The 24,028-nt window shown below is 58.7% G+C and carries 18 protein-coding genes, 1 tRNA gene and 2 pseudogenes; 10 read left to right on the top strand and 11 right to left on the bottom strand.

Annotated elements, in window-relative coordinates:
* Positions 1-106: 106 nt before the first annotated feature.
* A complete protein-coding gene (gene rpmB, locus JKL46_RS06485) occupies positions 107-397 on the bottom strand; it encodes a 50S ribosomal protein L28 (protein ID WP_009493402.1) in 291 nt (96 codons plus the stop codon).
* A 235-nt stretch (positions 398-632) separates the two neighbouring features.
* Here rpmB and JKL46_RS06480 point away from each other — a divergent pair, with 235 nt between their 5' ends.
* The 6 genes from JKL46_RS06480 (at position 633) to JKL46_RS06455 (ending at position 7,596) form a co-directional block, all read left to right on the top strand.
* A complete protein-coding gene (locus JKL46_RS06480) occupies positions 633-1,493 on the top strand; it encodes a DUF3108 domain-containing protein (RefSeq protein ID WP_201831013.1) in 861 nt (286 codons plus the stop codon).
* A 194-nt stretch (positions 1,494-1,687) separates the two neighbouring features.
* The gene (locus JKL46_RS06475) at positions 1,688-4,912 is read left to right on the top strand and encodes a helicase-related protein (protein WP_201831012.1); all 3,225 of its coding nucleotides are present in this window, start codon (positions 1,688-1,690) and stop codon (positions 4,910-4,912) included.
* Positions 4,913-4,924: 12 nt separating this feature from the next.
* The gene (locus tag JKL46_RS06470; protein ID WP_201831011.1) at positions 4,925-5,227 is read left to right on the top strand and encodes an RNA-binding S4 domain-containing protein; all 303 of its coding nucleotides are present in this window, start codon (positions 4,925-4,927) and stop codon (positions 5,225-5,227) included.
* Positions 5,228-5,275: 48 nt separating this feature from the next.
* On the top strand, positions 5,276-5,614 hold the full coding sequence (gene fdxA / locus JKL46_RS06465; protein ID WP_201831010.1) for a ferredoxin FdxA: 339 nt from the start codon (positions 5,276-5,278) through the stop codon (positions 5,612-5,614).
* Between the two features lie 359 nt (positions 5,615-5,973).
* Complete coding sequence (locus tag JKL46_RS06460; RefSeq protein WP_201831009.1) at positions 5,974-6,558, top strand: CarD family transcriptional regulator; 585 nt, start codon at positions 5,974-5,976, stop codon at positions 6,556-6,558.
* A gap of 165 nt (positions 6,559-6,723) precedes the next feature.
* The gene (locus tag JKL46_RS06455; protein ID WP_201831008.1) at positions 6,724-7,596 is read left to right on the top strand and encodes an RNA polymerase factor sigma-32; all 873 of its coding nucleotides are present in this window, start codon (positions 6,724-6,726) and stop codon (positions 7,594-7,596) included.
* A 61-nt stretch (positions 7,597-7,657) separates the two neighbouring features.
* Here the strand turns inward: JKL46_RS06455 and JKL46_RS06450 are convergent, their stop codons facing one another.
* From JKL46_RS06450 to JKL46_RS06440, 3 genes are all read right to left on the bottom strand, one after another.
* Positions 7,658-9,082, bottom strand: coding sequence for a M48 family metalloprotease (locus tag JKL46_RS06450; protein ID WP_201831007.1), 1,425 nt, complete (start codon positions 9,080-9,082; stop codon positions 7,658-7,660).
* A gap of 6 nt (positions 9,083-9,088) precedes the next feature.
* The gene (locus tag JKL46_RS06445; RefSeq protein ID WP_201831005.1) at positions 9,089-9,853 is read right to left on the bottom strand and encodes a thermonuclease family protein; all 765 of its coding nucleotides are present in this window, start codon (positions 9,851-9,853) and stop codon (positions 9,089-9,091) included.
* A 95-nt stretch (positions 9,854-9,948) separates the two neighbouring features.
* Positions 9,949-10,161: a sugar phosphorylase gene (locus JKL46_RS06440; protein ID WP_201830999.1), complete on the bottom strand. Its 213-nt coding sequence runs from the start codon at positions 10,159-10,161 to the stop codon at positions 9,949-9,951.
* Between the two features lie 164 nt (positions 10,162-10,325).
* Between JKL46_RS06440 and JKL46_RS06435 the strand changes: the two genes are divergently transcribed.
* From JKL46_RS06435 to JKL46_RS06420, 4 genes and pseudogenes are all read left to right on the top strand, one after another.
* Positions 10,326-10,919, top strand: coding sequence for a hypothetical protein (locus JKL46_RS06435; RefSeq protein WP_201830998.1), 594 nt, complete (start codon positions 10,326-10,328; stop codon positions 10,917-10,919).
* Positions 10,920-11,086: 167 nt separating this feature from the next.
* A tRNA-Arg gene (locus JKL46_RS06430) sits at positions 11,087-11,163 on the top strand.
* Positions 11,164-11,475: 312 nt separating this feature from the next.
* Positions 11,476-14,121, top strand: a complete 2,646-nt coding sequence (locus JKL46_RS06425) for an RNA-binding domain-containing protein (protein ID WP_201830997.1) — start codon at positions 11,476-11,478, stop codon at positions 14,119-14,121.
* Between the two features lie 107 nt (positions 14,122-14,228).
* A pseudogene (locus JKL46_RS06420) lies at positions 14,229-14,995 on the top strand (IS5 family transposase).
* On the opposite strand, the gene JKL46_RS06415 reads toward JKL46_RS06420, so the two are convergent.
* From JKL46_RS06415 to JKL46_RS36815, 7 genes and pseudogenes are all read right to left on the bottom strand, one after another.
* Positions 14,992-17,856, bottom strand: a complete 2,865-nt coding sequence (locus JKL46_RS06415) for a class I SAM-dependent DNA methyltransferase (protein WP_201830996.1) — start codon at positions 17,854-17,856, stop codon at positions 14,992-14,994. The pseudogene JKL46_RS06420 and the gene JKL46_RS06415 overlap by 4 nt on opposite strands.
* A gap of 1,278 nt (positions 17,857-19,134) precedes the next feature.
* Positions 19,135-21,045 (bottom strand): AAA family ATPase, encoded by a 1,911-nt coding sequence (locus tag JKL46_RS06410; protein ID WP_201830994.1) that lies wholly within the window; start codon positions 21,043-21,045, stop codon positions 19,135-19,137.
* Complete coding sequence (locus tag JKL46_RS06405; protein ID WP_201830986.1) at positions 21,042-21,182, bottom strand: hypothetical protein; 141 nt, start codon at positions 21,180-21,182, stop codon at positions 21,042-21,044. The genes JKL46_RS06410 and JKL46_RS06405 overlap by 4 nt, the downstream gene beginning before the upstream one ends.
* Positions 21,183-21,267: 85 nt before the next feature.
* On the bottom strand, positions 21,268-21,576 hold the full coding sequence (locus JKL46_RS06400; RefSeq protein ID WP_246529176.1) for a helix-turn-helix transcriptional regulator: 309 nt from the start codon (positions 21,574-21,576) through the stop codon (positions 21,268-21,270).
* Between the two features lie 189 nt (positions 21,577-21,765).
* The gene (locus JKL46_RS06395) at positions 21,766-22,359 is read right to left on the bottom strand and encodes a hypothetical protein (protein ID WP_201830984.1); all 594 of its coding nucleotides are present in this window, start codon (positions 22,357-22,359) and stop codon (positions 21,766-21,768) included.
* Complete coding sequence (locus JKL46_RS35395; RefSeq protein ID WP_343074024.1) at positions 22,360-23,340, bottom strand: tyrosine-type recombinase/integrase; 981 nt, start codon at positions 23,338-23,340, stop codon at positions 22,360-22,362.
* Positions 23,341-23,397: 57 nt separating this feature from the next.
* Positions 23,398-23,814, bottom strand: a pseudogene (locus tag JKL46_RS36815) (Arm DNA-binding domain-containing protein); the annotation flags it as partial.
* Positions 23,815-24,028 lie beyond the last annotated feature (214 nt).

The raw sequence follows: 24,028 nt of genomic DNA, 5'->3' as shown, positions 1-24,028 counted from the left end.
GCGATTCTTCCAGGCCGTCTCTTGCAGGCCAATGCTTAAGCCTTAACACAAAGCAAAACGGGCGGCACCAGGGCCGCCCGCAATGCGAATTCGTGGCGATCAGAGATCAGCTCGCAGCGGCGAGCTTCTTCTCGATCTCGCGCTTCACCGCCAGGGCGGTGGTGGAGAGCTCGCCGGCCTTGGCCTTGGCCAGGAAGGCATCGAGGCCGCCGCGGTGCTCGACCGAGCGGAGCGCATTGGCGGAAACGCGCAGGCGCACGGAGCGCTGCAGGGTATCCGACTGGAGCGTGACGTTGCAGAGGTTCGGCAGGAACTTCCGCTTCGTCTTGCGGTTGGAGTGGCTTACGAGGTGGCCACTCAGCACGGCCTTGCCGGTCAGTTCGCAACGGCGCGACATGGGTTCAATCCTATCGTCTAAGAGGGTCGCGACCTTGAAATTCGCGGGTTTGCTCGATCGCAGATCCCGCGGGGGCCGGACACCAGAAGTCCTTGGAAGGTGCGAGCCTATAGGCCAGAAACCGGGGGCGCGTCAAGAATAGTGCGACCCCGCATCACGTTTTTTTGCAGAAGCGCGGTCATGATTTATTCTGAATCTCGTGCAATGCAACGGAATAGACTATCGGAAGAGCCCTATGCGCCTCATCGCCTCAGCTATCGTGACCTTGGCCTTTGCCGGGATCGGCTCGCTCGCGCAAGCCCAGACCCTGAAGGTGAGCTACGATATTTCGCTCGCCGGCCTGCCGCTGGGCAAGGCGGATCTGTCCTCCAACTTCGCCGGTTCGAAATACGAGATGGAGGGCAAGGCGAAGCTGACCGGGCTCGCCATGATTCTCACCGGTGGACGGGGCGAGGCCAGCGCCTCCGGGACGCTCGCCGGCACGACGCCCCAATCGACCAATTTCGCGGTGCTGTCGAAGACTTCCGACAACCAGCGCACCGTCCGCATAGGCCTGAAATCGGGGCGCGTCGCCAAGGTCGAGATCGACCCGCCCCTCGAGCCGAAGCCGGACCGGGTTCCGGTGAAGGCGGCCGACAAGCGCGGCGTCGTCGATCCGATGAGCGCGCTCCTGATGCCGGCGCTCGAGGCCAAGAGCCTGACCGATCCGGCCAATTGCGAGCGGACCATCCCCGTTTTCGACGGGGCCTCGCGCCTGGACGTGGTTCTGTCCTATGGGGAGACGAAGAAGGTCGACGTGCCCGGCTATTCCGGCCCTGTCCTCGTCTGCAACGCCCGCTACGTGCCGATCTCCGGCCATCGGAGCGAGCGGCCGGCGACCAAGTTCATGCAGGACAACAAGGACATGTCCGTATGGCTGGCTCCCGTCGAGGGGCCGCGCCTGCTCTTCCCCGTCAAGGTCTCGGTGCGCACCATGATCGGGATGGGCGAGATGCAGGCCTCGGCCTGGTCCCTGGAAGGGGACGGCAAGGCCGCCGTACCGACCCGGAAGGCCGTCCGCGCAGACGATGCGATCCAGGCCGGAGCGGTTCAGTAGCTCGCGGAAATCCCTGGCGATTCGTGCCGTTTCAGGTAGCGAAAGCAGCCATTCACACCATATAAGGGGCAGGCCGCAGCCGGCCGATGAGGCGTTGGGCTGCTCTGAAGAGAAGTCCGCCTGCACCGGCCTCCGGTCCTGTGGCCTCTCTGCCCTCTCACCGGGACCTATTCAGCATTACCCGTCACCCAGGCATGTCCCGTCGTTCCCTTCCCCCGCAGGCGCGCTCGCGCGGCGTGACCGCCGTGCTCGGCCCCACCAATACGGGCAAGACCCATCTCGCCATCGAGCGCATGCTCGGCCATGACAGCGGCATGATCGGCCTGCCCCTGCGCCTGCTCGCCCGCGAGGTCTACAACCGCGTGGTGGAGAAGGCCGGCCATCACAACGTCGCCCTGATCACGGGCGAGGAGAAGATCAAGCCGGACCGGCCCCGCTATTGGATCTCCACCGTCGAGGCGATGCCGCGAGACCTCGATCTCGCCTTCGTCGCCGTGGACGAGATCCAGCTCTCCAGCGATCTCGACCGCGGCCACGTCTTCACCGACCGCCTCCTGAACCAGCGCGGGCGTGAGGAGACCCTTCTCATCGGCTCGGCCACCATGCGGCCCTTGATCGAGACCCTGATCCCCGGCGTGCACGTGGTTACGCGGCCGCGTCTGTCGAAACTGTCCTTCGCGGGCGAGAAAAAGGTCTCGCGCCTGCCGCGCCGTTCGGCCATCGTCGCCTTCTCGGCCGAGGAGGTCTACGGCATCGCCGAGCTGATCCGCCGCCAGAGCGGCGGCGCGGCGGTGGTGCTGGGCGCCCTCTCGCCCCGCACCCGCAACGCCCAGGTCGAGCTCTTCCAGAACGGCGATGTGGATTACCTCATCGCCACCGACGCCGTCGGCATGGGCCTCAATCTCGACGTGGACCATGTGGCCTTCGCGTCCGACAAGAAGTTCGACGGGTTCCAGTTCCGCAAGCTGAACAACCCGGAGCTGGCCCAGATCGCCGGCCGGGCAGGGCGCTACATGCGCGACGGCACCTTCGGCTCCACGGCACGCTGCCCGCCCTTCGATGCCGAGACCGTCGAGGCCCTCGAGAATCACGTCTTCGATCCGGTCCGCATCCTGCAATGGCGAAACCCGGATCTCGAATTCTCCTCGCTCGCCCGCCTGCGCGATTCGCTTGGCGCCCAGCCGCGAGAACACGGCCTCGTACGGGCGCCGACCGGCGAGGACGTGGCGGCGCTCGAGGTTCTGGTGCGGGAAGACGACATCCAGGCCATGGCCCGCTCGCAATACGCCGTCGAGCGCCTCTGGCAGATCTGCCAGGTGCCGGATTATCGCAAGGTTTCCCCCCAGACCCATGCGGATCTCGTCGGTCAGCTCTATCGTTTCCTGATGAAGGACGGGGCCGTTCCGGCAGACTGGTTCTCCCGCCACCTGTCCGCCATGGACAGGACCGACGGGGACATCGACACCCTCTCCAACCGCATCGCCCAGGTCAGAACCTGGTCCTTCGTCGCCAACCGTCCCGACTGGTTGAAGGATCCAGAGCATTGGCAGGATGTTGCGCGTCAGGTAGAGGACAAGCTATCGGATGCGCTCCACGAGCGTCTCGCCCAAAGGTTCATCGACCGGAGGACGAGCGTTCTGATGCGGCGCTTGAGAGAGAACAAGATGCTCGAAGCGGAAATTACGACCACCGGCGACGTCACCGTCGAGGGTCAGCACATCGGTCACCTGCACGGCTTCCATTTCGTGCCCGATCCCCAGGCCGACACCACGGAGGCCAAGACCCTGCGCAACGCCGCCAGCAAGGCGCTTGCCGGCGAGATCGAGGCACGGGCGGACCGGTTCGCGGAAACTCCCGACACCATGCTCGTCCTGTCGAACGACGGCACGGTGCGCTGGATGGGCGATCCGGTGGCGAAGCTGGAGCCCGGCGACAAGCTGTTCGATCCCAAGGTGCGCATTCTCTCGGACGAGCACCTGACGGGTCCGGCCCGCGACAAGGTCGACATCCGCCTGCGGGCCTGGCTGAAGGCCTTTATCGTGCGCCTGCTCGGCCCTCTGCTGCAGCTGGAGAGCAGCACCGAGCTCACGGGCCTTGCTCGCGGCATCGGCTTCCAGATCGGCGAGGCTCTCGGCGTGCTCGAGCGCGCCAAGGTGCTCAACGACGTGCGCAGCCTCGACCAGGATGCCCGCGCCTCCCTGCGCAAGGCCGGAATCCGCTTCGGCGCCTATCACCTCTACCTGCCGGCTCTGCTGAAGCCGGCGCCCCGCGTGCTGGCGACCCAGCTCTGGGCCCTGCAGAACGGTGGCCTCGAGCAGAAGGGCATCGACGAGATCGCCCATCTCGCCCAGTCGGGCCGCACCTCGATCCCGGTCGATCCGGAGATCGGCCATGGGCTCTATCGGGCTGCCGGCTTCCGCGTTCTCGGCGGCCGGGCCGTGCGCGTCGATATCCTGGAGCGGCTCGCCGACCTGATCCGTCCCGCCATCGCCTATCGTCCCGGCATCACCCCGGGCGAGCCGCCGGCCGGCGCCGCGGATGGCGAGGGCTTCGTTCCGACGGTCGCCATGACCTCCCTGGTGGGCTGCGCCGGCGAGGATTTCGCCACCATCCTGAAATCGCTCGGCTACGTGATGGATCGTCGTCCCGGTCCCGCCATTACCGTGCCGTTGGTGGAAGCACCGAAGCCGGTCGAGCCTCAGGCCGGCCCGGCTGAGGGCGAGGTCGCCGCTCCGACCGAGGAGGTTCCTGCCGGGACCGCCGAGACTGCCGTTGCGACCGAGGAAATCGGTGCCGTGGCCGTGGAGGCTCCCGAGGCAGCCGTCTCCGGGCAGGAAGTGGAGGACAGCGCGGCGGAAGCCGTCGCATCGCCGGAAGGCCAGGCCTTGGCTCCCGCCGAGACGTCCATCACCGAGGCACCTGCCACCGAGACATCTGCCGCAGAAGCTCCCGCCACGGAGACACCCGTAGCCGAGGCGCCTGCCGAGCCGGTGACCATCGAGGTCTGGCGTCAGGGCCGCCGCCATCACGAGGGCGGGCAGGCCCGCCATGGCCGCGATGCCCGCGGAGGCCGTCACGAGCGCGGCGAGCGATCCGACCGGGGCGGCGAGCGGCAAGATCGCGGTGATCGTCGTCCCCGCCACGGGGGCAACCAGGGTGAGCAGCAGGGCGCCGAGCGCCGTCCGCGTCCGGAGCGCCGCGAGGCGCAAGGCGAGGGCGGACGGCCGCAGAACCGTCCGCCGCGCGGTCCCGGTCGTGGCGAGGAGCGTCGCGACGACCGTCGCGGTCCGCGGCCCGACAAGCGTACGGACAACCGTCGCGACGGCGGACACGAACGCCGCGAGAAGCAGCCGGATCCGAACTCGCCCTTCGCCAAGCTGATGGCCCTCAAGGCCCAGCTCGAGGATAGCAAGAAGTGAGGCTGTGAACCCATGCGCGAGGACCGGCAGCGGCTTGACAAGTGGCTGTGGTTCGCGCGCTTCGCGAAGACCCGTACGCTGGCCGCAAAGCTCGTCGCGAGCGGCTTCATCCGGCTCAACGGCCAGCGCACCGACAATGCCGCCAAGGCGGTTGCCGTCGGCGATGTGGTGACCATCGCGCTCTCCCGGACGACACTGGTGGTCCGGGTCGAGGGCCTCGGCGAGCGTCGGGGTCCTGCAACGGAAGCAAGGCAGCTCTACGCCGATCTCAACGGAGACAACGCGGCGCTTGTCAGCGACCGCGACAACGGCTAGAGCGGCGGCACAGGCCCCTATAATGGAAGAGCCCTCGAAGGACCGTTCATGACCTACGTCGTCACTGAAAATTGCATCAAGTGCAAATACATGGACTGCGTGGAAGTGTGCCCGGTGGACTGCTTCTACGAGGGCGAGAACATGCTCGTCATCCATCCCGACGAATGCATCGATTGCGGCGTCTGCGAGCCCGAGTGCCCGGCCGAGGCGATCAAGCCCGATGCTGAGCCCGGTCTCGAGCAATGGCTCAAGCTCAACGCCGACATGGCCAAGAGCTGGCCGAACATCACGATCAAGAAGGATCCGCCCGTCGACGCGAAGGAATTCGACGGCGTCGCGGCCAAGTTCGAGACTTACTTCTCGTCCAATCCGGGCGAGGGAGACTAAAGTCCAGGACCGCGCGCAGACGGGCGCGCGTTACGCTTTGCCTTGAAATATTTTTGCTTTTTCGGCCGGAGTGTGATAGGGTCCGCAAATGCCGTCGCTTGCGCTCAAGCCGTGCACCGTCCTCGCAGACCGGCGGTTCACATAATGAAGCAAAGATTCGCGTCCTTTGACTTAAGGGAGCTTCGCTACCTGGGTCAAGGGCATGAGCGTGTTTAAACGCTGGCTTAAATCAGGGAGAAGAGCGGAATAGTCAAGTTCCGTGACACTCAAATTGTATCCTCGTTCTCCCGGGAACCCTGTCCGGTGGAACCACAGATCCCTCGCACAAAACGAGGGCCATGCAAGGAGGCCTCTCTCGCATGACAACCGCTAAGAAGTCCGCCCAGCGCCTTGGGTTCAAGTCCGGTGAAGCAATCGTTTACCCCGCTCACGGCGTCGGCCGCATCACGGCCATCGAAGAGCAGGAGATCGCTGGCTTCAAGCTGGAGCTTTACGTGGTCTCCTTCGATAAGGACAAGATGGTTCTTCGGGTTCCCACCGGCAAAGCTTCCAGCGTCGGCATGCGCAAGCTCGCCGAACCGGCTCTGGTGCAGAAGGCTCTGGACGTGCTGACGGGTCGTGCCCGCGTGAAGCGCACCATGTGGTCGCGCCGCGCCCAGGAATATGAGGCCAAGATCAATTCCGGCGACCTGATCGCCGTGACCGAGGTCGTGCGCGATCTCTATCGCTCCGAGGCTCAGCCCGAGCAGTCCTACAGCGAGCGCCAGCTTTATGAATCCGCCCTCGACCGCGTCGTGCGCGAGATCGCGGCTGTGAACAAGATCACGGATACGGAAGCCTTGAAGCTGATCGAGCAGAGCCTCGCCAAGTCGCCGCGCCGTGCCAAGGGCGCCGAGGCGGAGGCCGAGGCCGAGGGTGACGACCTTCAGGAAGAGGCCGCCTAATCGAGGGCGTTCATCCCATTCGTTCAAAAGCCCGGCGTCAGCCGGGCTTTTTTGTGTCCTATGCCTTGTTTTTCGGCAGCCGAAATCTATTTTGCAGAACTTGGCTGTTGGAGGTGAACTTTTCGCGGCCTCGCTCGTTGTGTCTCTGCCAAGGGAGAGCACACAATGGGAGAAATCTCAGGGGTTCGCCGCCGGTTCGTCCGTGCTGCCATGAATGCACCTTTTCTCGAAAGAGAAGAGGAGCACCTGCTTGCCGTGCGCTGGAAAGAGAACCGCGACGAAGCAGCGCTTCATCAATTGACCGCTGCCCATATGCGCCTCGTCATCGCGCTGGCAGCCCGTTTCCGCCATTATGGCCTTCCCATGGCCGATCTCGTGCAGGAAGGCCATGTGGGCCTCCTCGAAGCCGCTGCCCGGTTCGAGCCCGAACGCGAGGTGCGTTTCTCGACCTATGCCACCTGGTGGATCCGTGCCTCCGTGCAAGATTACATCCTTCGCAATTGGTCAATCGTTCGCGGTGGAACGAGTTCCGCCCAGAAGGCGCTTTTCTTCAATCTGCGCCGGTTGCGCGCCCGCCTGACCCGCGGTGGCGAGGAGCGCATCTCCTCGGATGTGCACGCGAAGATCGCCGAGGCGATCGGCGTGTCGAAGGCTGATGTCGCCCTGATGGATGCCCGCCTCTCGGCACCCGACACATCCCTCAACGCGCCGGTTCTCGACGCCGATCCGGGAAATTCCGCCGAGCGGGTCGAATTCCTCGTCGACAACAGCCCCCTGCCGGACGAGAGCGTCACCGACGTGATCGATACGGAACGCCGCGTGCGCTGGCTGCAGCAGGCCCTCGAAGTGCTCAACGAGCGGGAACTGCGCATCCTGCGCGCCCGTCGCCTCGACGACGAGCAGGTGACCCTGGAATTCCTCGGCGACCGGCTCGGGATTTCGAAGGAGCGCGTGCGCCAGATCGAGAACCGGGCGCTTGAAAAGCTAAAGCGCGCCCTGGTGGAGCGCTATCCCCAGGCCTCGGGCGCATTCGTCTAAATTACGGATTATCTAGACCGGATTTCAGCGGCGGAGCAGTCAAAAGCTCCGCCGTTTCGCGTTATTCGACGACGATCTTGTAGCGCTCGCCTGCGGCCAGGGCGGCATTGCGGTCGAGGCCGTTCAGGAGCAGGAAGCGCTCGAGCGGACGGTCGATCGGCATGCGGGCGGCGAGGCTCTGCGGGGTGTCGCCGCGCTGGGCGGTGACGACCTGCAGCTTGAGCGGCCTGATCCGCCGCGCCTCGTCCTGCTGCACCTGCCTGACGCTGTTCAGGGTCTGCTGGAAGATCCCTTCCAGATCCGACTTGTTGCCGCGGGTGGCCATGATCAGGCGGTAGGTGGTGTTGCCGATCCGGATGGCGGAGAGGCGGAAGGTCCATTCCTTGCCGTTGGACAAAGCCGTGACCATGGGCAAGCCGTTCACGGTGCCGGTGGTCAGGCTTCCCGGTTCGATCGTATCCGTCCAGGTCGAGCGCAGCACGTCTTCCAGGCTCTGTCCGTCCGGCGTGTCGGCGGCATCGAAGAGCAGGCGCCGTTCGCCGTCGGCGGAGGCGCCGAGCACGGCCTGGGAGGTGTTCTCCAGGGTGAAGCTCTCAGGCGCCTCGAAGGCGACCCCGAGGCGCGAATGGATGAAGCGGCGGCCCTTCACCACGCCGTCCGCCGGATCGTCGCCATAGGCGAGGCCGTCGAGGGCGGTCATATAGGCGAGGCGTCCCGTTTCCCCGGTACCCTGGATCCCCGAGCGCCGGGCCGCCTGCAGCGCCCGTGCTACGCGGTCGTCGGTGCGCGGGTGCGAGGCGTTGCGCTCGGCCGTGGAACTGTCGGAACTCGTGCCCGAGCGGCCGAGGGCCGTCAGGAAGCGGGGGGCGCCATAGGGGTCGAAGCCCGCACGGGCCAGAACCTTCACGCCCATCTGATCGGCCTCGAGCTCCTGCGCCCGCGAGAAGCTCGCGAGCGCGGAACGCGCCTGGGTTTGCGCCACGGCGGCCTCCTCGGCATCGTTGAGCACGTTCTCGGCCACGCGCTCGATCAGGTCGGAGCGCGCCTGCAGCTCGCTGCGCTGCGAGGCATGGCGAAGCGTGACGTGGGCGATCTCGTGCGAGAGCACGGCCGCCACCTCGGAGGTGTCGTTGGCGAGCGCCAGAAGCCCACGGGTGACGTAGAGGCGGCCGTTGGGCAGGGCGAAGGCGTTGACCACGGGTGAGTTCAGGATCGTCACCTGGAAGGCTTCGTCCGGCCGGTCGGTGGCCATGACGAGCCGGTTGGTCACGTCGGTCAGCATCTGCTGCAGCTGCGGTGCGCGGCCCTCGCCGCCGAAGGCCCTTATCAGCCGGACATGATCGCGGTCCCGGTCCGGGCCGATCACCCGCGGCGCATTCGCAGGAAGCGAGACATCGCCGCCGAAGCTCGTGCAGCCGGCAAGCAGGGCTGCCAGCACGACGCTTCCGAGGATCCCGAGGCTACCTGTTCGACGTGTTGTGCTCATGCTCGTTCATCGTGGCAGGCGGTCACCCTCAAGACGCTCGATCATGTCCGGTATGACAATGGAGAAAGCCATGCCTTGCCAAGGCTGCAAAATGCCTCGGGCCCTGATCCGGCGACCCTTGAGCGCCTCGGCGCCCATGCCGCTTTCCGACATTCTTTTCCAAGTCTTCCTGGGAATGATGATCGTGAAGTCTTCTGCCCAGAGCCCCCCGAAGTTCAAATAGGTGCGTTGTGCGCGCTCGCCGATGCTTCTGATGCGACCTTCGACCAGCACAAATCGACCGGCCCGGTCGCGCAGGCGCTCCGGCTGACTGACATCCAGGGGCTTATAGCGGTCATCCGCCCAAACACCAAGGCGTCGTTGGCGGGCGAAAGCCTCGATCGTCAGCAATTCCGGCTGACAGAAAACCTCGTCGAGGCCCGGATCGACGATGGCGAGGCCGGCCGCCACCATTTCCCGGTTCCAGTTGGCAGCGGAAGCGTCGTTCGCCGGGCGGATGTGTATGGAAAAGCGGCCCCATCGGTCGGGCTGCCCCGATTTCCGCACGAGAACCGGCTGGCCGATTCTCGCACGCAGCCAGGACAGGGCCTCGTCCCGATACGGCGGTTCGTCCGGAAGCCGAATGCCGGACAAGATGGCGAGGCGTCCGGATGCAAGGCTGAGATCGCCTTCCGGCGTCATGTCCTGGAGCCGGTCGGGCTCGTCCCGTGCCGCACAACCCGGCTCGCGCCGCGCATCCGAAACGGGCTGCGACAGGACTGGGGACGCCATCGCCCAAAGTCCCGCTGCCAGAACAATGCACAGTCTCGCCCCCATGAGACCGGATCATACCGGATCCGGGGAAAACGGCTATGCTTCGTGGGCGCTCACCAGCGGATCACCACGACCCTCTGGCTGCCGTTGCCGAGCTCCACCGCCTCGGTGCCCTGCGCCTTGCGGTTCTGCGATTTCGCGTTCTCGACGATCTCGATCTCCTCCACATGCGCGGCGAAGGCCTCGTCCACCTCGGCTACGCAGAGCAGGGTGTCGGGGGGAAGGTTCTGGACCTGCTTGAGGAAATCGCGAAGCGTCTGCGCCATGGTCGGCCTCCGGTTGCCTTCACCAACCGGCCCGAGCGAGGCCGGTTCCGCTACCAATCGCAAGCGTAGCAGTTTCGGGGGGGGCGGCGAGAAGATTGCTCCCCAAAAAGGGCATGCAGGCGTAAAATGGCGGGCGCCGGTTGCACAGCAACAGGAGCTGAACCATGACAAGGCATCGTATTCTCGCTTGGTTCGCGTGCAGCATCACGACATTGATCTTTGCCGGTGCGGGGTATGCCCAGCATCAGCATGCGTCCGGATCCATGAGCGATGAGGATCTCATCAAGAGCGCTATGACGGCCGCACCGCCGGCGGTCGCCAGGGACGCCACGATCGTCGACGTGTCTCCCGACGGCAAGATGCGGGTTGTCCGCAAAGGCAGCAACGGCTTCACTTGCCTGGCCGACAACCCGAACACGCCTGGGCCCGATCCCATGTGCGGGGACCAGAACGCCATGGAATGGGCGCAGGCCTGGCTCGAGAAGAAGGAGCCGCCGCACAACAAGGTCGGCTTCATGTACATGCTCTCGGGCGGCACGGATTCGAGCAACACCGATCCCTACGCCCAGAAACCGGAAGCCAACAACAATTGGGTCGAAACCGGGCCTCACGTGATGGTCGTGGGCGCCAAGGGCATGATGGAAGGGTATCCCAGGACCCCGAAGCCCGACACCGCACAACCCTATGTCATGTGGCCCGATACACCCTACGAGCATCTCATGCTGCCGGTTCACATGCCGGAGCCGATGACCCGATAACGCTGCCGCGTCAGCCGCCGCACCCGCGACCGGCGATGCGGCGGCTCCCATCAGGCAGAAGTTTGGATCGTGATGGATCGACGAGACAAGGCGCACCGCCCTGCCATGGAATGGCCGCACCCTCTGGAATGCCCTGAACGACCATGCTACACCCGCTCTCCTCAAGCGGTCCCGTAGCTCAGCAGGACAGAGCAGCGGTTTCCTAAACCGAAGGTCGGAAGTTCGAGTCTTCCCGGGATCGCCAGTTTTTCCAACGGATTAAGATCATCTATGGAAGCGCCTAGGAGATATGTTCTCGTTGTGGGGTAAACGCCGGGGTAATCTGGCTCCCAGCAAAACCAACCTAATATTCCGCTTATGTCGACGGTTCGGAATGACTCAAATGCTGTACTGGCAGGAGCAGCTCGCCAGAGCGACAGATGTGAGGAAGGTGCAGTGATGGCTTGTCGGGTCTCTGGAGCTGAAGTAGGTCGCGTACTGTCTGTTCAAAAATAACTAAACGCCAACCTGTAGCATTTGACTGGTGCATTCAGGTGGAAGGATCGAGGCTAGTTTAATGGTAGGTGCGGCAGTTAGCCCGACCCTCGGCGCAATATCCAACCCGGAAGCCGGTATCAACCAGTTGCTTCTCCAGGTCCGGACTCTTGTCGATATTGGCGCTTTAAATCGTGATGTCATGCTCGCCCTATTCAGAAGTGGGCAGCCATACGACTTTGAAACGGCTCTATGGGATTATAAGGAGAAGCTTCCAGCTCTTCCTGAAAGGCCAACCGGAGACGACCGCGATAGGCATAAGGCAGAACTGGGCGATATCATTAAGGATGTAGTATCGTTCCATAACAGCTATGGTGGTTACATCGTTTTTGGCGTCGCTGACAAAGGGAAGGATCGAATCAAGGGCTGCAATGCAGTTCTTGACTGCGGCGATCTGAACAAGCGGATTCAAAGTTATACTGAAACAAGTATCGAGTGCGCTTTCCAGCTGGTTCCTCTATCAGATAGCCCCGATGCAATCTCTGTAGGTTTGCTCCTTGTACCGCGGCGCCCCACAGGTGCTCCCCCGGTTCGTTTCCGCAAGAGAGGCCCGACGAAACCGAATGGGGATCGCAGTTTCGGAGAGGAAACGTATGTTCGCTTTCGGGATGAATGTCGTCCTGCGACCGCGACAAGCGAAGACTGGCAATTTCTGCATTCTGATCGAAGCCCACCAGATGTCCCATCGGTGCTCAAGCGCCGAGAGGTGCGATCCCATCTGCCCGCGCGTGATCCAGATCTGATTGAGTTCGTAGGCCGTGAGCAACCATTAGCATCTCTTCGCTCTTGGCTTACAGATAAACGAAGCCCTATCCGCCTCGTCTCCGGAATTGGTGGTGTTGGGAAAACGACCCTTGCCTATCGCTTCGCTGAAGAGGTTGTCGACACAGCCGCCGGAGAGGCCGAGTGGGTAATATGGCTAACGGCTAAGCAGCAAACGTTCTCGACCCTCCAAGGCCGACTTGTCCCCATGGCCAAGGTCGATTTCACGGATCTTGAAAGCTTACTGCATGAGTTCCTTCGTGTTCTGTCGTATGACATCTCCACTGAACAGGATGAAGATGAACTGACGCTTGCAGAGCTAACGGATCGTGCGGTTGAGGCTCTCAGTACGTATACTTGTCTTCTAATCGTTGATGACATTGACAGCTTAGATCCAGCAGAACAAAAGGAAACCGTAGCGGCCTTAAGTGCAATGGCCCAAAGGACGGTGGGTAGAGATATCGCTTCAAGCCGACTGCTCATGACGTCTCGTATAGATCAAGGACTTCCTCCCACCGCTGTCGTGAAAATCTCCGGTCTTGAACGAGATGCGTTTGAGAAATACGTTGGAAATCTTTGCACGACGTTCGAAATTGACCAGATTAGAGGTCGCGTCCTAGACGAGTTCTACGAAGCTTCGTCCGGCTCTCCACTGTTTGCTGCAGCCATAGTTCGAATGGTTAAGCTTGGGCAAAACCTCAGCGATGTAGTCGCGACGTGGAAAGGCCAAGATGGCGAAGATGTCCGGGAATTTGCCTTTAAACGCGAAGTAGACCGACTTCAAAGTGGTCCAAGCCGGCTGATGTATGCGGTGCTGTTGCTTGGTGAGACCAGCATCAACGATCTTGCATCCGTTTTGGATGTAACGCCGAAGGTTGCGCGGGAACGCATCTCAGAATTGCAAGCTTATCATCTCATCACAACGTCTACCCGTGATTCAGGCGACACAGTCATTTATGCTCCAAATGAGTTAGTTTCGATCACTGAGATAGTGAAGGTGCACCTGGGCAGTAATGCTGCCATCATCGAGAAGGCGTGCGCTAGAGCATTGGAGCGGAGCCGGACCAGCAGTCGTTCGATCGCATTTGGTGTTCGAAACGTGCTTACTGCGGTCGATAATGGCAGTGTAGACCAGGCGATTATCCTAGCTCAGGATCTCCGACAGAAGTTCCCCCAGGATAGCGATGTTGCCGCAGTTCTCGGGTATGCCTTCATGCAGCGGCCGCAACAGTTAAAAGACGCAGATCGAGAGCTTGAGACTGCGCACCGCCTCGGCTCCACTCGGCCTGACCTTTTGCCTAACCTGATTAAGGTCAAGACCGAGCTGCAGGACTGGCGAGGACTTTATGATCTCACAAAATCCCTAGCCTCGAATGATCCTGTTCAGGACCTTTCTTTGCGCGGCTTCTTGCGAGCTTGTCAGGAATTGGTCTCGGTTGCCCAGCAGCGTGGCGACCACGGGAGAATGGCGGAACTATCACTCGAGGCGGTTGAGCGTATCAGTGCAAAGATTGCACGAGTGAAACTTGAGAAGACCTTTTTCACCGAACTAACCAGTGCTCGGTTCGATTTTTCTCGTGGTTACATTGCGGCATTGGAGCGAGCCAATCCAAGGGCAGGGGATAAGCTGAGAGTTTTCGACGGTATAGTGCAACTGGCCGAAGCAGACGTAATCCTTACTGACCTAGTTCGAGTTGGCGTTGCAGGTCTTCAACAGTGGTGGTCGGACGTTGAGAAGCGTCCTGTTGTTGACTCTGCCGCTCGTACAATCCTTAAGCGGCAGCTATTGCGCTTGGAAAAAATCCAAGCGCAATTGAAGAGCTACAACACTACCAGTCCGGCTGTTCTCGAAATTGATGCTGTCCGCCACGATCTTGCTCATAGAGGGGCTAAATTGTCAGGTTAAGCAATAGCTCCCGCTGCGATTGCTTCTCATTGTTAGGGTTTGAACCCATAAAAGATCTTTCATTTTCAGTCATTTGATGATTCTCCTCCCGGTCATGAGAGGATGTGATGCGCCGTCATGAGCTGACTGACTTCGTGCAGAAGTTCATCAAGCCGTTGCTGCCCAACAAGCCGCGCTGCGTACCGCGGGTGAACGACCGGCGGGTGCTCAACGGTATCCTCTTGCGCTTCCGCACCGGCTACCCTGGCGCGACATTCCCGAGCGGTATGGGTCCTCTACGGTCTGCCACAATCGGTTCGTGCGCTGGCGGGAGGCCGGCGGGTGGGACCGGATCCTGGACGCGGTGTCAGCCGCTTACGACGGCGATCTCTTCATGATCGACAGCTCGTGCGTTCGTGTCCATCAGGATGGTGCGACGGGTAAAAAGAGGATCGAGATAGTGGCATGGGACGCTCCCGTGGCGGCCTGATGAAGAAGATCCATGCCTTGGTGGAATGCCGAAGGCCGCCCGATCCGCATTGCTCTCCCACAGGGCCAAGCCCATGACGGCACCGCAGCCGAGGGGCAGCTGGCCAACCTGAAGCCGGGCGCGACCCTGCTGGCCGACAAGGCTTACGACGGCAACGCCATTCGTGATCAAGCTCAAGAGCAGGACGTCTGGGCTAACATCCCGCCCAAGAGCAACCGTAAGGACGCGTTTGTCTTCAGCGCCTTTCTGTATCTCTACAGAAATCTCGTCGAACGCTTCTTCAACACGCTCAAACAGTTCCGCGCCATCGCCGCGCGATACGACAAAAACCCGGAGAACTTCATGGCTGCCATCAAGCTAATCTCAGCTCGCATTTGGATCCGCAGTTATGAGTCCGCTGCCTAGTCAAAGATTAGCTCCTCATCATCATGTGAGATATCGTCAGGTGAAGCACTCGCCTGTGTTCTGCTGCTTGCCTTCTTGTTCAGTACATTAAGGCGGTTCAGTATTTCATCGTCACTAAGATCACTGGGCCAACCATATGCGGCAAACACTGCTTCATCGAGTGTACGATGAGCATTGGCGAGCCAAGCTGGATTGACATTATAAAGGTTAGTCAAAGTCCGTTTCTTCAACTGCAGCTCAGCTGCTGCATCAACAGGAATCAACCGATCAGGTAGTTCTGGTGCGACCTCAGAAACACGTTTCACCAAATTGGGCGGAAATAGCCAACTTTGCCGAAGCTGATACAGTCGAGAAGCTGCTTCTGAAATCGCGTGAGATTCTGGGGCACGGTATAGATCTCGAACTTGAACTTTGGGTTCAAGTCCTTCCGGGAATGGGAATGTCTCAAATCCCTCAGTTGCAGTGTACTGAGGATCGTTACCGACCCCGTGCCATCCACCTTTATGTACAGACCAGACCTCATGGATTCGCGACTGTAGAACCCCAAATGTCAGATCATCCTCACGGGCAATTACTGTCAGACGCGTGTCAGGAACAATGGCAGAATCGACCCACGTGAAGATGCGATACTTCGATACACGAGGCGTTGCGATGTAGCGCTCCAGACCTGCCAATGCGCGTCGCATTCCCGGGCGTGCTTCACCGTGGCGCCACCAGTATCTTCTATATCCTTCCCGCCGAGATTCATTTCGAAACGGTTTGGCATGCAGCCGCACGAATTCGAATGGTGCCTCATACAGAGCGCACTCTTCCTCGCTCATCGATACGCCGAAATCTATGATCCATCTATCTGTTGGACGTCCAACTAAATCTGAGCCATTTAGCCATGGACGTACAACATCCGAATTTGGTCGACCATTCGGGTTCACTGGTAGCCTAAGCCATCCCCGCGCGGTGTCGCCGTCAATGTCGAATGGGCCAACTTTGCTAGTCCCTTGAAACGCAACTCCCTTATTAGACTCGAGCCGCGAAACTCCGCTTAGATCTGCGCTTCCGGTAGACAGATTGGGGAAGATCGTTTCTACAGGCTTTCCATTGAGGCGTACTGGTCCTTCTGAACCCTTATCGAAGCAGATTATGGATACACGTACATCTGCGCCGTCGACGATCCATGCCTCATCTGACCACGCCTCGAAAATCCGCCCAGTCTCAGCAATGCGTTTTAGAACGACATTGCTTGCGCCTCTCCGAACAGCTTGTGTTGTGACGAAGCCAGCTGATATCTGCTTCCCTTGCCCGATGCGCTCTCGTGCCTTTTCAAGCCAATATACGACAAAATCAGCGCTTGGAGGGATTCTGGAAGAGTACGCAGCCCTTAGCTTTTCGACATACTCATTACCAAGCACCTGAAGCATGCGCTTGTCACCAAGAAACGGTGGATTGCCGATTGTCGCATCAGCCGAAGGCCAATCAGCCGGCATGCCATCCTCATTCAAGAGCGCGTCACGGCATTCGATGTTCTTCAGCGCTCGCAGAATAGGTCGTCTATTTAGATCGAAACCATTCTTCTGCATCCACTGGATCTCTCCAATCCAAACGGTTATGCGCGCCAGCTCTGCTGCATAGGGATTGATCTCAATGCCCTGCACGACTTCCGGACCGACGCTTGGAAACTGTCGGCCCAACCCCAGGCTCTCCGCTTCCAGGTTGACCCGGTGTTCAAGATCTTTAAGTGCAAGAAGAGCGATATAAAGAAAGTTGCCTGATCCGCACGCTGGATCTAAAATCCTGAAGTTTCGTAGGTTTTCAAGGTAGCCATAGTAAAGTTCGCGCTTCTTCTTCTCGGAAGTGCGGCTTTTCGAAATAGTTTCCTTTACACGAATCCACTCTCTCCAAAGAGGCTGAATGACGACTGGCTCTACTATCATCCAAATCTTTTCAGGATCAGTGTAGTGGGCGCCCAGCTTGCTCCTCTTTATGGGATCAAGGCCTCGTTCAAACAGAGTGCCGAAGATTGACGGATCAATTCCTGACCAATCCAAGGCAGCAGCTGAACGCACGTCCTGGAGATCGCGTATTGTGAGTGGAAGCGCCGCTGAGTCATCAAACAATCCCCCATTGAACCACTCAATTTCCTCAACGCCAAACAACCCACCGCTCTTCATTGCCGAGAAAAGCTGCGTGAACATCTGTTGAGCAACATCTGGCCGTTGAACGGACCGATCCAAAATCTGGTTAAAAAGCCTCCGAGGGAGAAGATCGATATCTTCTGCGAACATGCAGAACACAAGGCGGTTTACAAAGTGAGCCACCTCTTGAGAATCATGGCCGCGCTCAATCAGCCTAACTGCCAGTGACGCAAAGGTATCTGCAGCATCGCGAGTGATAGACTGAACACTAGTGCTTGGCTTTAGTCGCTCGGGATCCGTAAATGCCCATTTAAGCTTTTGCCTTTTATCAGGATCAACAAGCTCTTCGTTTCGGATTACATGTATTTCAGAGACAGTATTTGTCCAATTCGTGTGTATGACAAAGCTCTCCATGTCACACACTATTAATAGTGGCGGATTTTCTAGTGCAATTGAATACTGCTGCAGCTGGGCATACGCTGTGCGGAGGTCCTTTTTCTTGCCTTTGTATTCCCACCCGAAGTGGCCGCGCATCCAAACGTCCGCCCAGCCTTCGCCGCCCGCGGTTTTGGAGGCGCCACGTTCGAAACAGTACCACTCACCCTTAGGGTCAGCGTCGGTAGGACTGGGAACATTCAGCAGTTGGCACAGATCGTTGAAGTGGGACTGTGCTGCGGAGCTCTCTTTCAAGGTAGAGAATTGCCATTTGCTGATAAACGCTTCTGGAGTCATTGTTTATGGCCATCTCCCTTTTCGGGATGTTTGATCTGTGGGTTCCGACCTCACATAGAAGGCACTAATATTAAGAATACCGCTTCAGCCCGAGAGCCCATACAGGTAGAAAGCTCCTGCGACATTCGCTGTGGTCTCACCCAACTGCCTTCGATTGAAAGAATGTATGCTGACACAAAAATCATTAACGCCTCGATTGTTACAACCTTCTGCCATTTCTCCTGGATTGTGTACAGGAGATAAGCATCGATGTGCCGTGCTGTTGTTGGGAGAGGGCTCAAATTCCAAAGGCCCGATTGAGCTCGCTGGCCCGGGAATTTTGCTGAGATCCTGTCAGAATTGAAAGGTGGAATTCTCTTTGAAGCATGGCGAGATAATTCTGCTCAGCAGCATATTCGTAACTGCCCGAACCTACATCTTAAAGTTGAGTTCCTCGGAGATGGGTTGTGGTGTTGTCACCCGGTAAATCTTTTACTCCCCATTCGCGGGCTGTCAAAACGCTATAGTATACCATGTGGGCAAACCCATATTATTCTGAAACCCCATTGTTACCCCCACGCAGCTCCTTGTTGCTATCCCAAGACCTAAGTATTAGGAAAATAAGTCAATTTAAAAATGGGAGCAGCGTACTGGGTATTAGTAGCTCCACCATCGGCAGCGCAGCTTCATGTTAAGACGAGAACTTGGTCTTCGAAGCGGCGAACTTAATGGCGCCTCTCTCTTTTTGGGCTGCCACTAGCAATAACGATGAGCTTCTAAAGCGGCAGCGCCTACGTGAGCCGGAGGCTAACTCAGGCTAAGCAGGGTACAAGAACCGACAACAACGGCGGCCGCTCACGCACAGATTTAGAAGCGAAACATTGATAGGCCTTTCGTGATAGCCAGCCCGCAAAATTATTGCGTCATTGCCCGTCGAAGGGATTCTCCTCGAAGCGGGAGCTTGTTCTGGTCAGAGGGGTACGACAAAAAATCATTTCACCAGGATTGCCCTTGAGGAAGGATCGCCCCCCTTAAGGGGCCTTGTTTCACGGCTTGCCCTTTAGGCCAAGATACAGCCATCGACCCGCTTATTATAAAAATTTCGAAAAGTTATTGACCCGCTTGAATAGCTGCCACCCGCGACATACGAACCGATTATCTGAAATACACCCGCTACCTGTAAACTTTCCCGCGCATGAGAGTATGTTTCAGAGAGGTTGGAAACCCGTGTTTCAGGGGCGGTTTCAGTTTCCCCCGCTAGGCGGGGAAACTGGAAACACTTGCCTTTTCTAGAGAACCTTAGAAGGGAACATCGTCTTGTTCAGCGAGGATGCTATATAAATCCGGAAAGACGTCGAGTGCACGCTTCCTGCCATTCGGGGTCAATGCGATTGGCTGCCGCGTGATAAGGCCCTGCTTTTCAAGCTTCGTGCAGTCTTTGCTTATTGTGCTTTTTACACGCCCGAGCTTGGCCACGAGCTCCGCCTGTGTTCTCGGGCGTTCTTTCGCAATCACACGCAGGATGTGATCAAGAGGTGAGATCACGCGATCCTGACACCACGAGAGTCCCACAAGCCCTCCGGGTTTGGGCACGAGTTTGATCTCAAGCTTGCTCGGTTTTGGTGTGCGCCCCCGGGTTTTCGTAAATTCCATCACGAAGTGCCCGCCGTCGTGTGGTGCGGCTTGGTCCTTCGTAGGCAGCACAAGCTTGATTGACGTATCCAACAGATCTTCACGACGCGATGCTCCCCGCTGGTCACCTGTCTTATTGGCATGATGCACGAGCAGAACCGTGACTCCTCCGTGCCGGAGCTGACGGAGGAACTTCAGAATTCTATCCAGAGCCGAATTATCATTCTCGTCCAGTCCGGCAGCCAGTGATGACAGATTATCCAAGATAATCAGTGATGGGCGAATGCCCTCCCGCGTCATGTCTTCGACTGCGTCGATAATGCGCTGCTGGTCGGCCTCATCATTGATGTTAAGAGGTGTGTCATTCGCGAAGAGGCGCTCCGACGATAGAATATGGAGGTTCTCTGGCAGTTCCGATCGGAGCTGGTTAAGTCTCTCCTTGATGTCGACCAGTGGCATCTCGCCATCGACGTACAGAACCGTCTCTGGGCTAGGAATCCCATAGGCAAGAAAGTCGTCGCCTTCCGCCACGCAAACGGCAAGCTCAAGGCAGAACCAAGTCTTTCCAAGGCCACGCGCCGCCCAGACCATTGCCAAGCCGCCCCGTGGAAGCCAGTTGTCAACCAGGTAGCTTTTCGGCGGAAGGTTGAGCACCGAAACCTCCCGAGCAGACTGGATATGGCGCCTCAGCCGCCCTCCGACATCGGCGGCCTCCCGAAGTAGTTGTTGGACATCGAGACCATCAGGTATTTCGTCCGCGAGGTCCCAGCCCTCCGGCAGGTGAGGTGGAAGCTGGACACAGCGGACGCTCTGTGCGCCTGCCGCGATAGCCTGCGCTCTTACCTTTTCCATGGCTCCTCGTCCGGCTCTATCTGCATCCGGCCAGAGGATGATGTCACGGCCACGTAAGGGGCTCCAGTCGATCTGATCGACTGCACTGGAGCCTCCAGGCCACGCGATCGGGACATGACTCAGAATATGCTTATGTACAGCATCCGCCGACTTTTCGCCTTCAACGATCAGAACGGGAGCGTTGGGTCGATGGGTCAGCTCACGGAGACCATACAGAGGCCATGGCTTCGGAAAGGATCCGGGGATCCATTGGCGTTCACCACTCTCGTACTCTACATAAATATAGGGGAGGATCTGCTTCCCACTTGGCTTATTCTTGCGCGTAACCGCGCCTAGACCTCGTCCGTCTTGATCGAAATAGAAGTAGCAGGAATCGATCAGCCCCTGGTCCATCATTGCAACGAACGGGTTGGGAGTATCAGGCGGGAGTGGTGATAGGGCTATGTATTGTTTATCACTGTTCTCCTGAAGTGGGCGGAAGGTGTCATGACGCGCACTATCTCTTGCGTTTGGCCACAGGCCCCGTGCCTCAAGGGCAGCTTTGATCTGTTCGCGCGTGCAACCTGTGAAGCATTTGAACCGTATCCCACCGTCATCGGTATCACTGATTGTGAAAGACGGATGTCTGTCGTTGTGAGCCGGACAGCAGCAGGTGAAATAGTTGTTCTTGCGACGAGCTTTTCCGAGCGCCGTTGCGATAACGCTGGCCGAGAGTGCCTGAGTCATTGCTTCGCTCTCACCAGTGCTGACTTCTCCGCAATGATTTTGATGCTGATCCTACAGTTGAAGAAATCTAGATGCATCGCGGGGATGCAATGATGCAAAGCGGTGCCGTTCGCCCACTTGCTGCGGTGGTCGTTCATGTCGATCTCGATTGTTTATAGAGGCTGGGCTGCAGATCCAGATATGAACGGTATCAACCGTTCAGCATTGAGCCGGAAAAATGATTCAGCTTTTGCTAAGAGACGCTTTAGCTGCGGTGTGCCGCTCCCATTCGATGATTTCGGACAAGCGCCAATAATTGCGCTCGCGAATTCGTGTTGGGATAGGGAAGCCTAGCTTAGGATCATGCATCCATCGCCAAAGCGACATCGATGAGATCCCGAAGCGACGCGCAACCTGGGTACCTGTCAACCATTCACCATCCATTACTTGAGGCTCCTCGTTAAAACGATGCAAAGCCTTTATAACTGCGTGCTCGATGCAGAACCGGAAATATTTATCTCCTGGTTTCGCATCGGCGCGGAGCGGCAGCAAGGCGCTGATATCGTGCTAGATTTCAGCCATCTATGCTGGGTGGTTTGGAGCTTTATGTCGTGGAGACGTGAACACTACCTGACAGCAGCACAGGCGATGGTTGAAGCGCCTTTTCAACTGACAGATGGTGCCGCTCGAATGCATATGCACAGTGCCTCAGATATTTACGTGCCTATCTCTGCTGCAAATTCAATCGAAGCTATAGACAACCATTGCATGAGGCCTTTCGGGATTCTGCTCGAGATATCGCATCTGATCCGTGTATGAATCCCGCACCGTTCGGCAGGCTCGGCTCACATCGGCTGCCCGACCGGTTCCGTAGATAATAGCAGCAATCTCAGTCCAAACCTCGAGGTCTGGCCCAGCTGTTTTCTTGGATTTGCGCTTCGAGCCCCGACGGCTCTCAAGCTCAGAGGCAAAAGACATTGCTGCCTGTGCTGCTAGATGTTTGATGTGTTCGTTGGGTTTTGGCTTGCCAAGCTCCACAAGTGGTGAGAGAAGCACCCGTGCTTTCTCCAACTGCTTTATAGGCTCCGATAGAGCCGGTGCGTCATTGAGTGCTGACGGGCGCGCATTATATATATTCCTCAGACGGTGTATGCTGCTGTCCAAGGCACGTGCCCATTTTCTTGCATCTTTCCCGTGAGCCGCCTGCGATCTATCGTGCGCCGCTCTTGCGCGATCCATCTTGTCAAGAATTTTCGCAAGATCGTTGGAATCTATGCCGTATTTTTCGCCACGCCGCAGCAATTCAGCGCGGGAAAGTAGCTTGTCTGTTGGCATTCAAATCTCCTGCTCTGTGTTCACGATGCTGCAAAGCAGGCGTGACCATGCCCCGAGTGCGTCCTTCACCTCCACCTCAAATTTGTGTCGTTGATAAACGGCGACAATCCCGCCAAAGCTTCCCGACACATGATTCAATGCACGTTCAATCACATGGAGATCAGCTCCAGCGCGGGCCATACCAGTTGCTGCCGTTCGGCGCAGATCATGCAAGCGCCACTGCGGAATCTCTTTGCCGGCCAAGGCTTGCATCTCACGGTCGAGCCGCGCCTTCATTTTGCTGAAGCCTGACACGTGTGTGCGGCCATTGGTGGAAAAGAGAATGGCTGCTTCGCTGGAGATGACCTTGACCTCCCCTAGGATCTCCTGTGCGAGTTGAGGCAATACGAGGGTATGCGAGCGCCTGTTCTTGGTCCTGGCTCCCGATAGCATCCAAGTAGAGCCATCTTCCGAAAGCTCATGACGGGTCATCTGTGCGACTTCATTTAGCCGCGCGCCTGTCACCAACAGGATCTTCAGTAACGGGCCGAATGGGCTGCCGAGTGTGTCGCACGCTCTCCAAAACCAGCGGATCTCCGAATCACTAAGTACACGTTCCCGGGCAGGAGGCGCTGCCGGACGAGAAATGCCGATACACGGATTAGTTTTGGTCCGCCGGTGGCCGACTAACCAGGCAAACATTTTCGATAGGCAGGAGAACATGGCACGGGCTCGCGCTTCAGACAGACCTGTGTTGCGCCGGCCTATGCCTGGAATGCCTTGCCGCCGAGCTTCATCCACCAAGGCATAGACATCGTCGGTGCTGATCTCTGTGATGGGCTTGTCGTGCCAACGATCCGCCAATCCGCCCGGTATGGTTTCAAGATCCAGAGGGCTCAATCCAAGCAGCCGAGCCGTCTCCTTCCAGCGGCGCGTCTTGGCACTCGCGTGTTCCTTCACAAACTGCTGGGCCGCGCTGGAAAATGTATTCTCTGAACGCACCCGTGCAGCCGTACGATGCTGTCGCTTCAATGTTACGCAGTCAGAGGCTACATCCCGGCCGATGGCGCGCTGCCGCTGAAGCTCAGCTGCTAGACGGCGTGCTGCTGCCAAGGTAAGCGGCCCACCTAAGACTGGCTCCGTAGGAGTTTCAGTTCCGGATAGATCGACAGGGCCAAGTGTAATCTTTGCTGTTTTTCCATTGGGGCGGCGGAAGCGCATAGCCCAAGATTTTGCACCGCTCGGCTGGATAACCAGCCGGAGGCCCTGTGAGCCGCCATCAGGTATCTCGCGGCGCTTAGCCGTCGGCTGATACCGCGCCACAGCTGCGGCTGTAAGGGGTTTCAGCGCCCGGCGGGCTACAGGTTCATCGAAGTCCAATGCGGCAGCTTGCACCAAAGTCAGCTGTGTTCCTGTAGCCGTCTCTACCCCGGCATCTACCGGGTACACTCGCAATACATTCCCTGGCTTCGGCATAAGTACCCCTGTCTTCGGGTAAACCCAGGGTAATCAAAACCAAGGGGTATGGTCCGTTATCCTGTGTACTCAACGTACCACATCAAAACATGAAAAACATAGAACCTTCAGATACATAGCTGTTATGGGTAGTGATGTTCCGTTGGGCTTCGTGAACCCTAGATCACCAATTCCTAAACCGAAGGTCGGAAGTTCGAGTCTTCCCGGGATCGCC

Origin of the sequence: Microvirga zambiensis WSM3693, assembly GCF_016735695.1 — a bacterium.
Classification (GTDB): Bacteria; Pseudomonadota; Alphaproteobacteria; order Rhizobiales; family Beijerinckiaceae; genus Microvirga; species Microvirga zambiensis.
This window is presented reverse-complemented; position numbering and strand designations above follow the sequence as displayed.

Excerpts from the sequence above, each read along its gene's own strand:
- rpmB (WP_009493402.1), bottom strand. The coding sequence starts at position 397 with ATGTCGCGCCGTTGCGAACTGACCGGCAAGGCCGTGCTGAGTGGCCAC.
- JKL46_RS06480 (WP_201831013.1), top strand. The coding sequence starts at position 633 with ATGCGCCTCATCGCCTCAGCTATCGTGACCTTGGCCTTTGCCGGGATC.
- JKL46_RS06475 (WP_201831012.1), top strand. The coding sequence starts at position 1,688 with ATGTCCCGTCGTTCCCTTCCCCCGCAGGCGCGCTCGCGCGGCGTGACC.
- JKL46_RS06470 (WP_201831011.1), top strand. The coding sequence starts at position 4,925 with ATGCGCGAGGACCGGCAGCGGCTTGACAAGTGGCTGTGGTTCGCGCGC.
- fdxA (WP_201831010.1), top strand. The coding sequence starts at position 5,276 with ATGACCTACGTCGTCACTGAAAATTGCATCAAGTGCAAATACATGGAC.
- JKL46_RS06460 (WP_201831009.1), top strand. The coding sequence starts at position 5,974 with ATGACAACCGCTAAGAAGTCCGCCCAGCGCCTTGGGTTCAAGTCCGGT.
- JKL46_RS06455 (WP_201831008.1), top strand. The coding sequence starts at position 6,724 with ATGGGAGAAATCTCAGGGGTTCGCCGCCGGTTCGTCCGTGCTGCCATG.
- JKL46_RS06450 (WP_201831007.1), bottom strand. The coding sequence starts at position 9,082 with ATGAGCACAACACGTCGAACAGGTAGCCTCGGGATCCTCGGAAGCGTC.
- JKL46_RS06445 (WP_201831005.1), bottom strand. The coding sequence starts at position 9,853 with ATGGCGTCCCCAGTCCTGTCGCAGCCCGTTTCGGATGCGCGGCGCGAG.
- JKL46_RS06440 (WP_201830999.1), bottom strand. The coding sequence starts at position 10,161 with ATGGCGCAGACGCTTCGCGATTTCCTCAAGCAGGTCCAGAACCTTCCC.
- JKL46_RS06435 (WP_201830998.1), top strand. The coding sequence starts at position 10,326 with ATGACAAGGCATCGTATTCTCGCTTGGTTCGCGTGCAGCATCACGACA.
- JKL46_RS06425 (WP_201830997.1), top strand. The coding sequence starts at position 11,476 with ATGGTAGGTGCGGCAGTTAGCCCGACCCTCGGCGCAATATCCAACCCG.
- JKL46_RS06415 (WP_201830996.1), bottom strand. The coding sequence starts at position 17,856 with ATGACTCCAGAAGCGTTTATCAGCAAATGGCAATTCTCTACCTTGAAA.
- JKL46_RS06410 (WP_201830994.1), bottom strand. The coding sequence starts at position 21,045 with ATGACTCAGGCACTCTCGGCCAGCGTTATCGCAACGGCGCTCGGAAAA.
- JKL46_RS06405 (WP_201830986.1), bottom strand. The coding sequence starts at position 21,182 with ATGAACGACCACCGCAGCAAGTGGGCGAACGGCACCGCTTTGCATCAT.
- JKL46_RS06395 (WP_201830984.1), bottom strand. The coding sequence starts at position 22,359 with ATGCCAACAGACAAGCTACTTTCCCGCGCTGAATTGCTGCGGCGTGGC.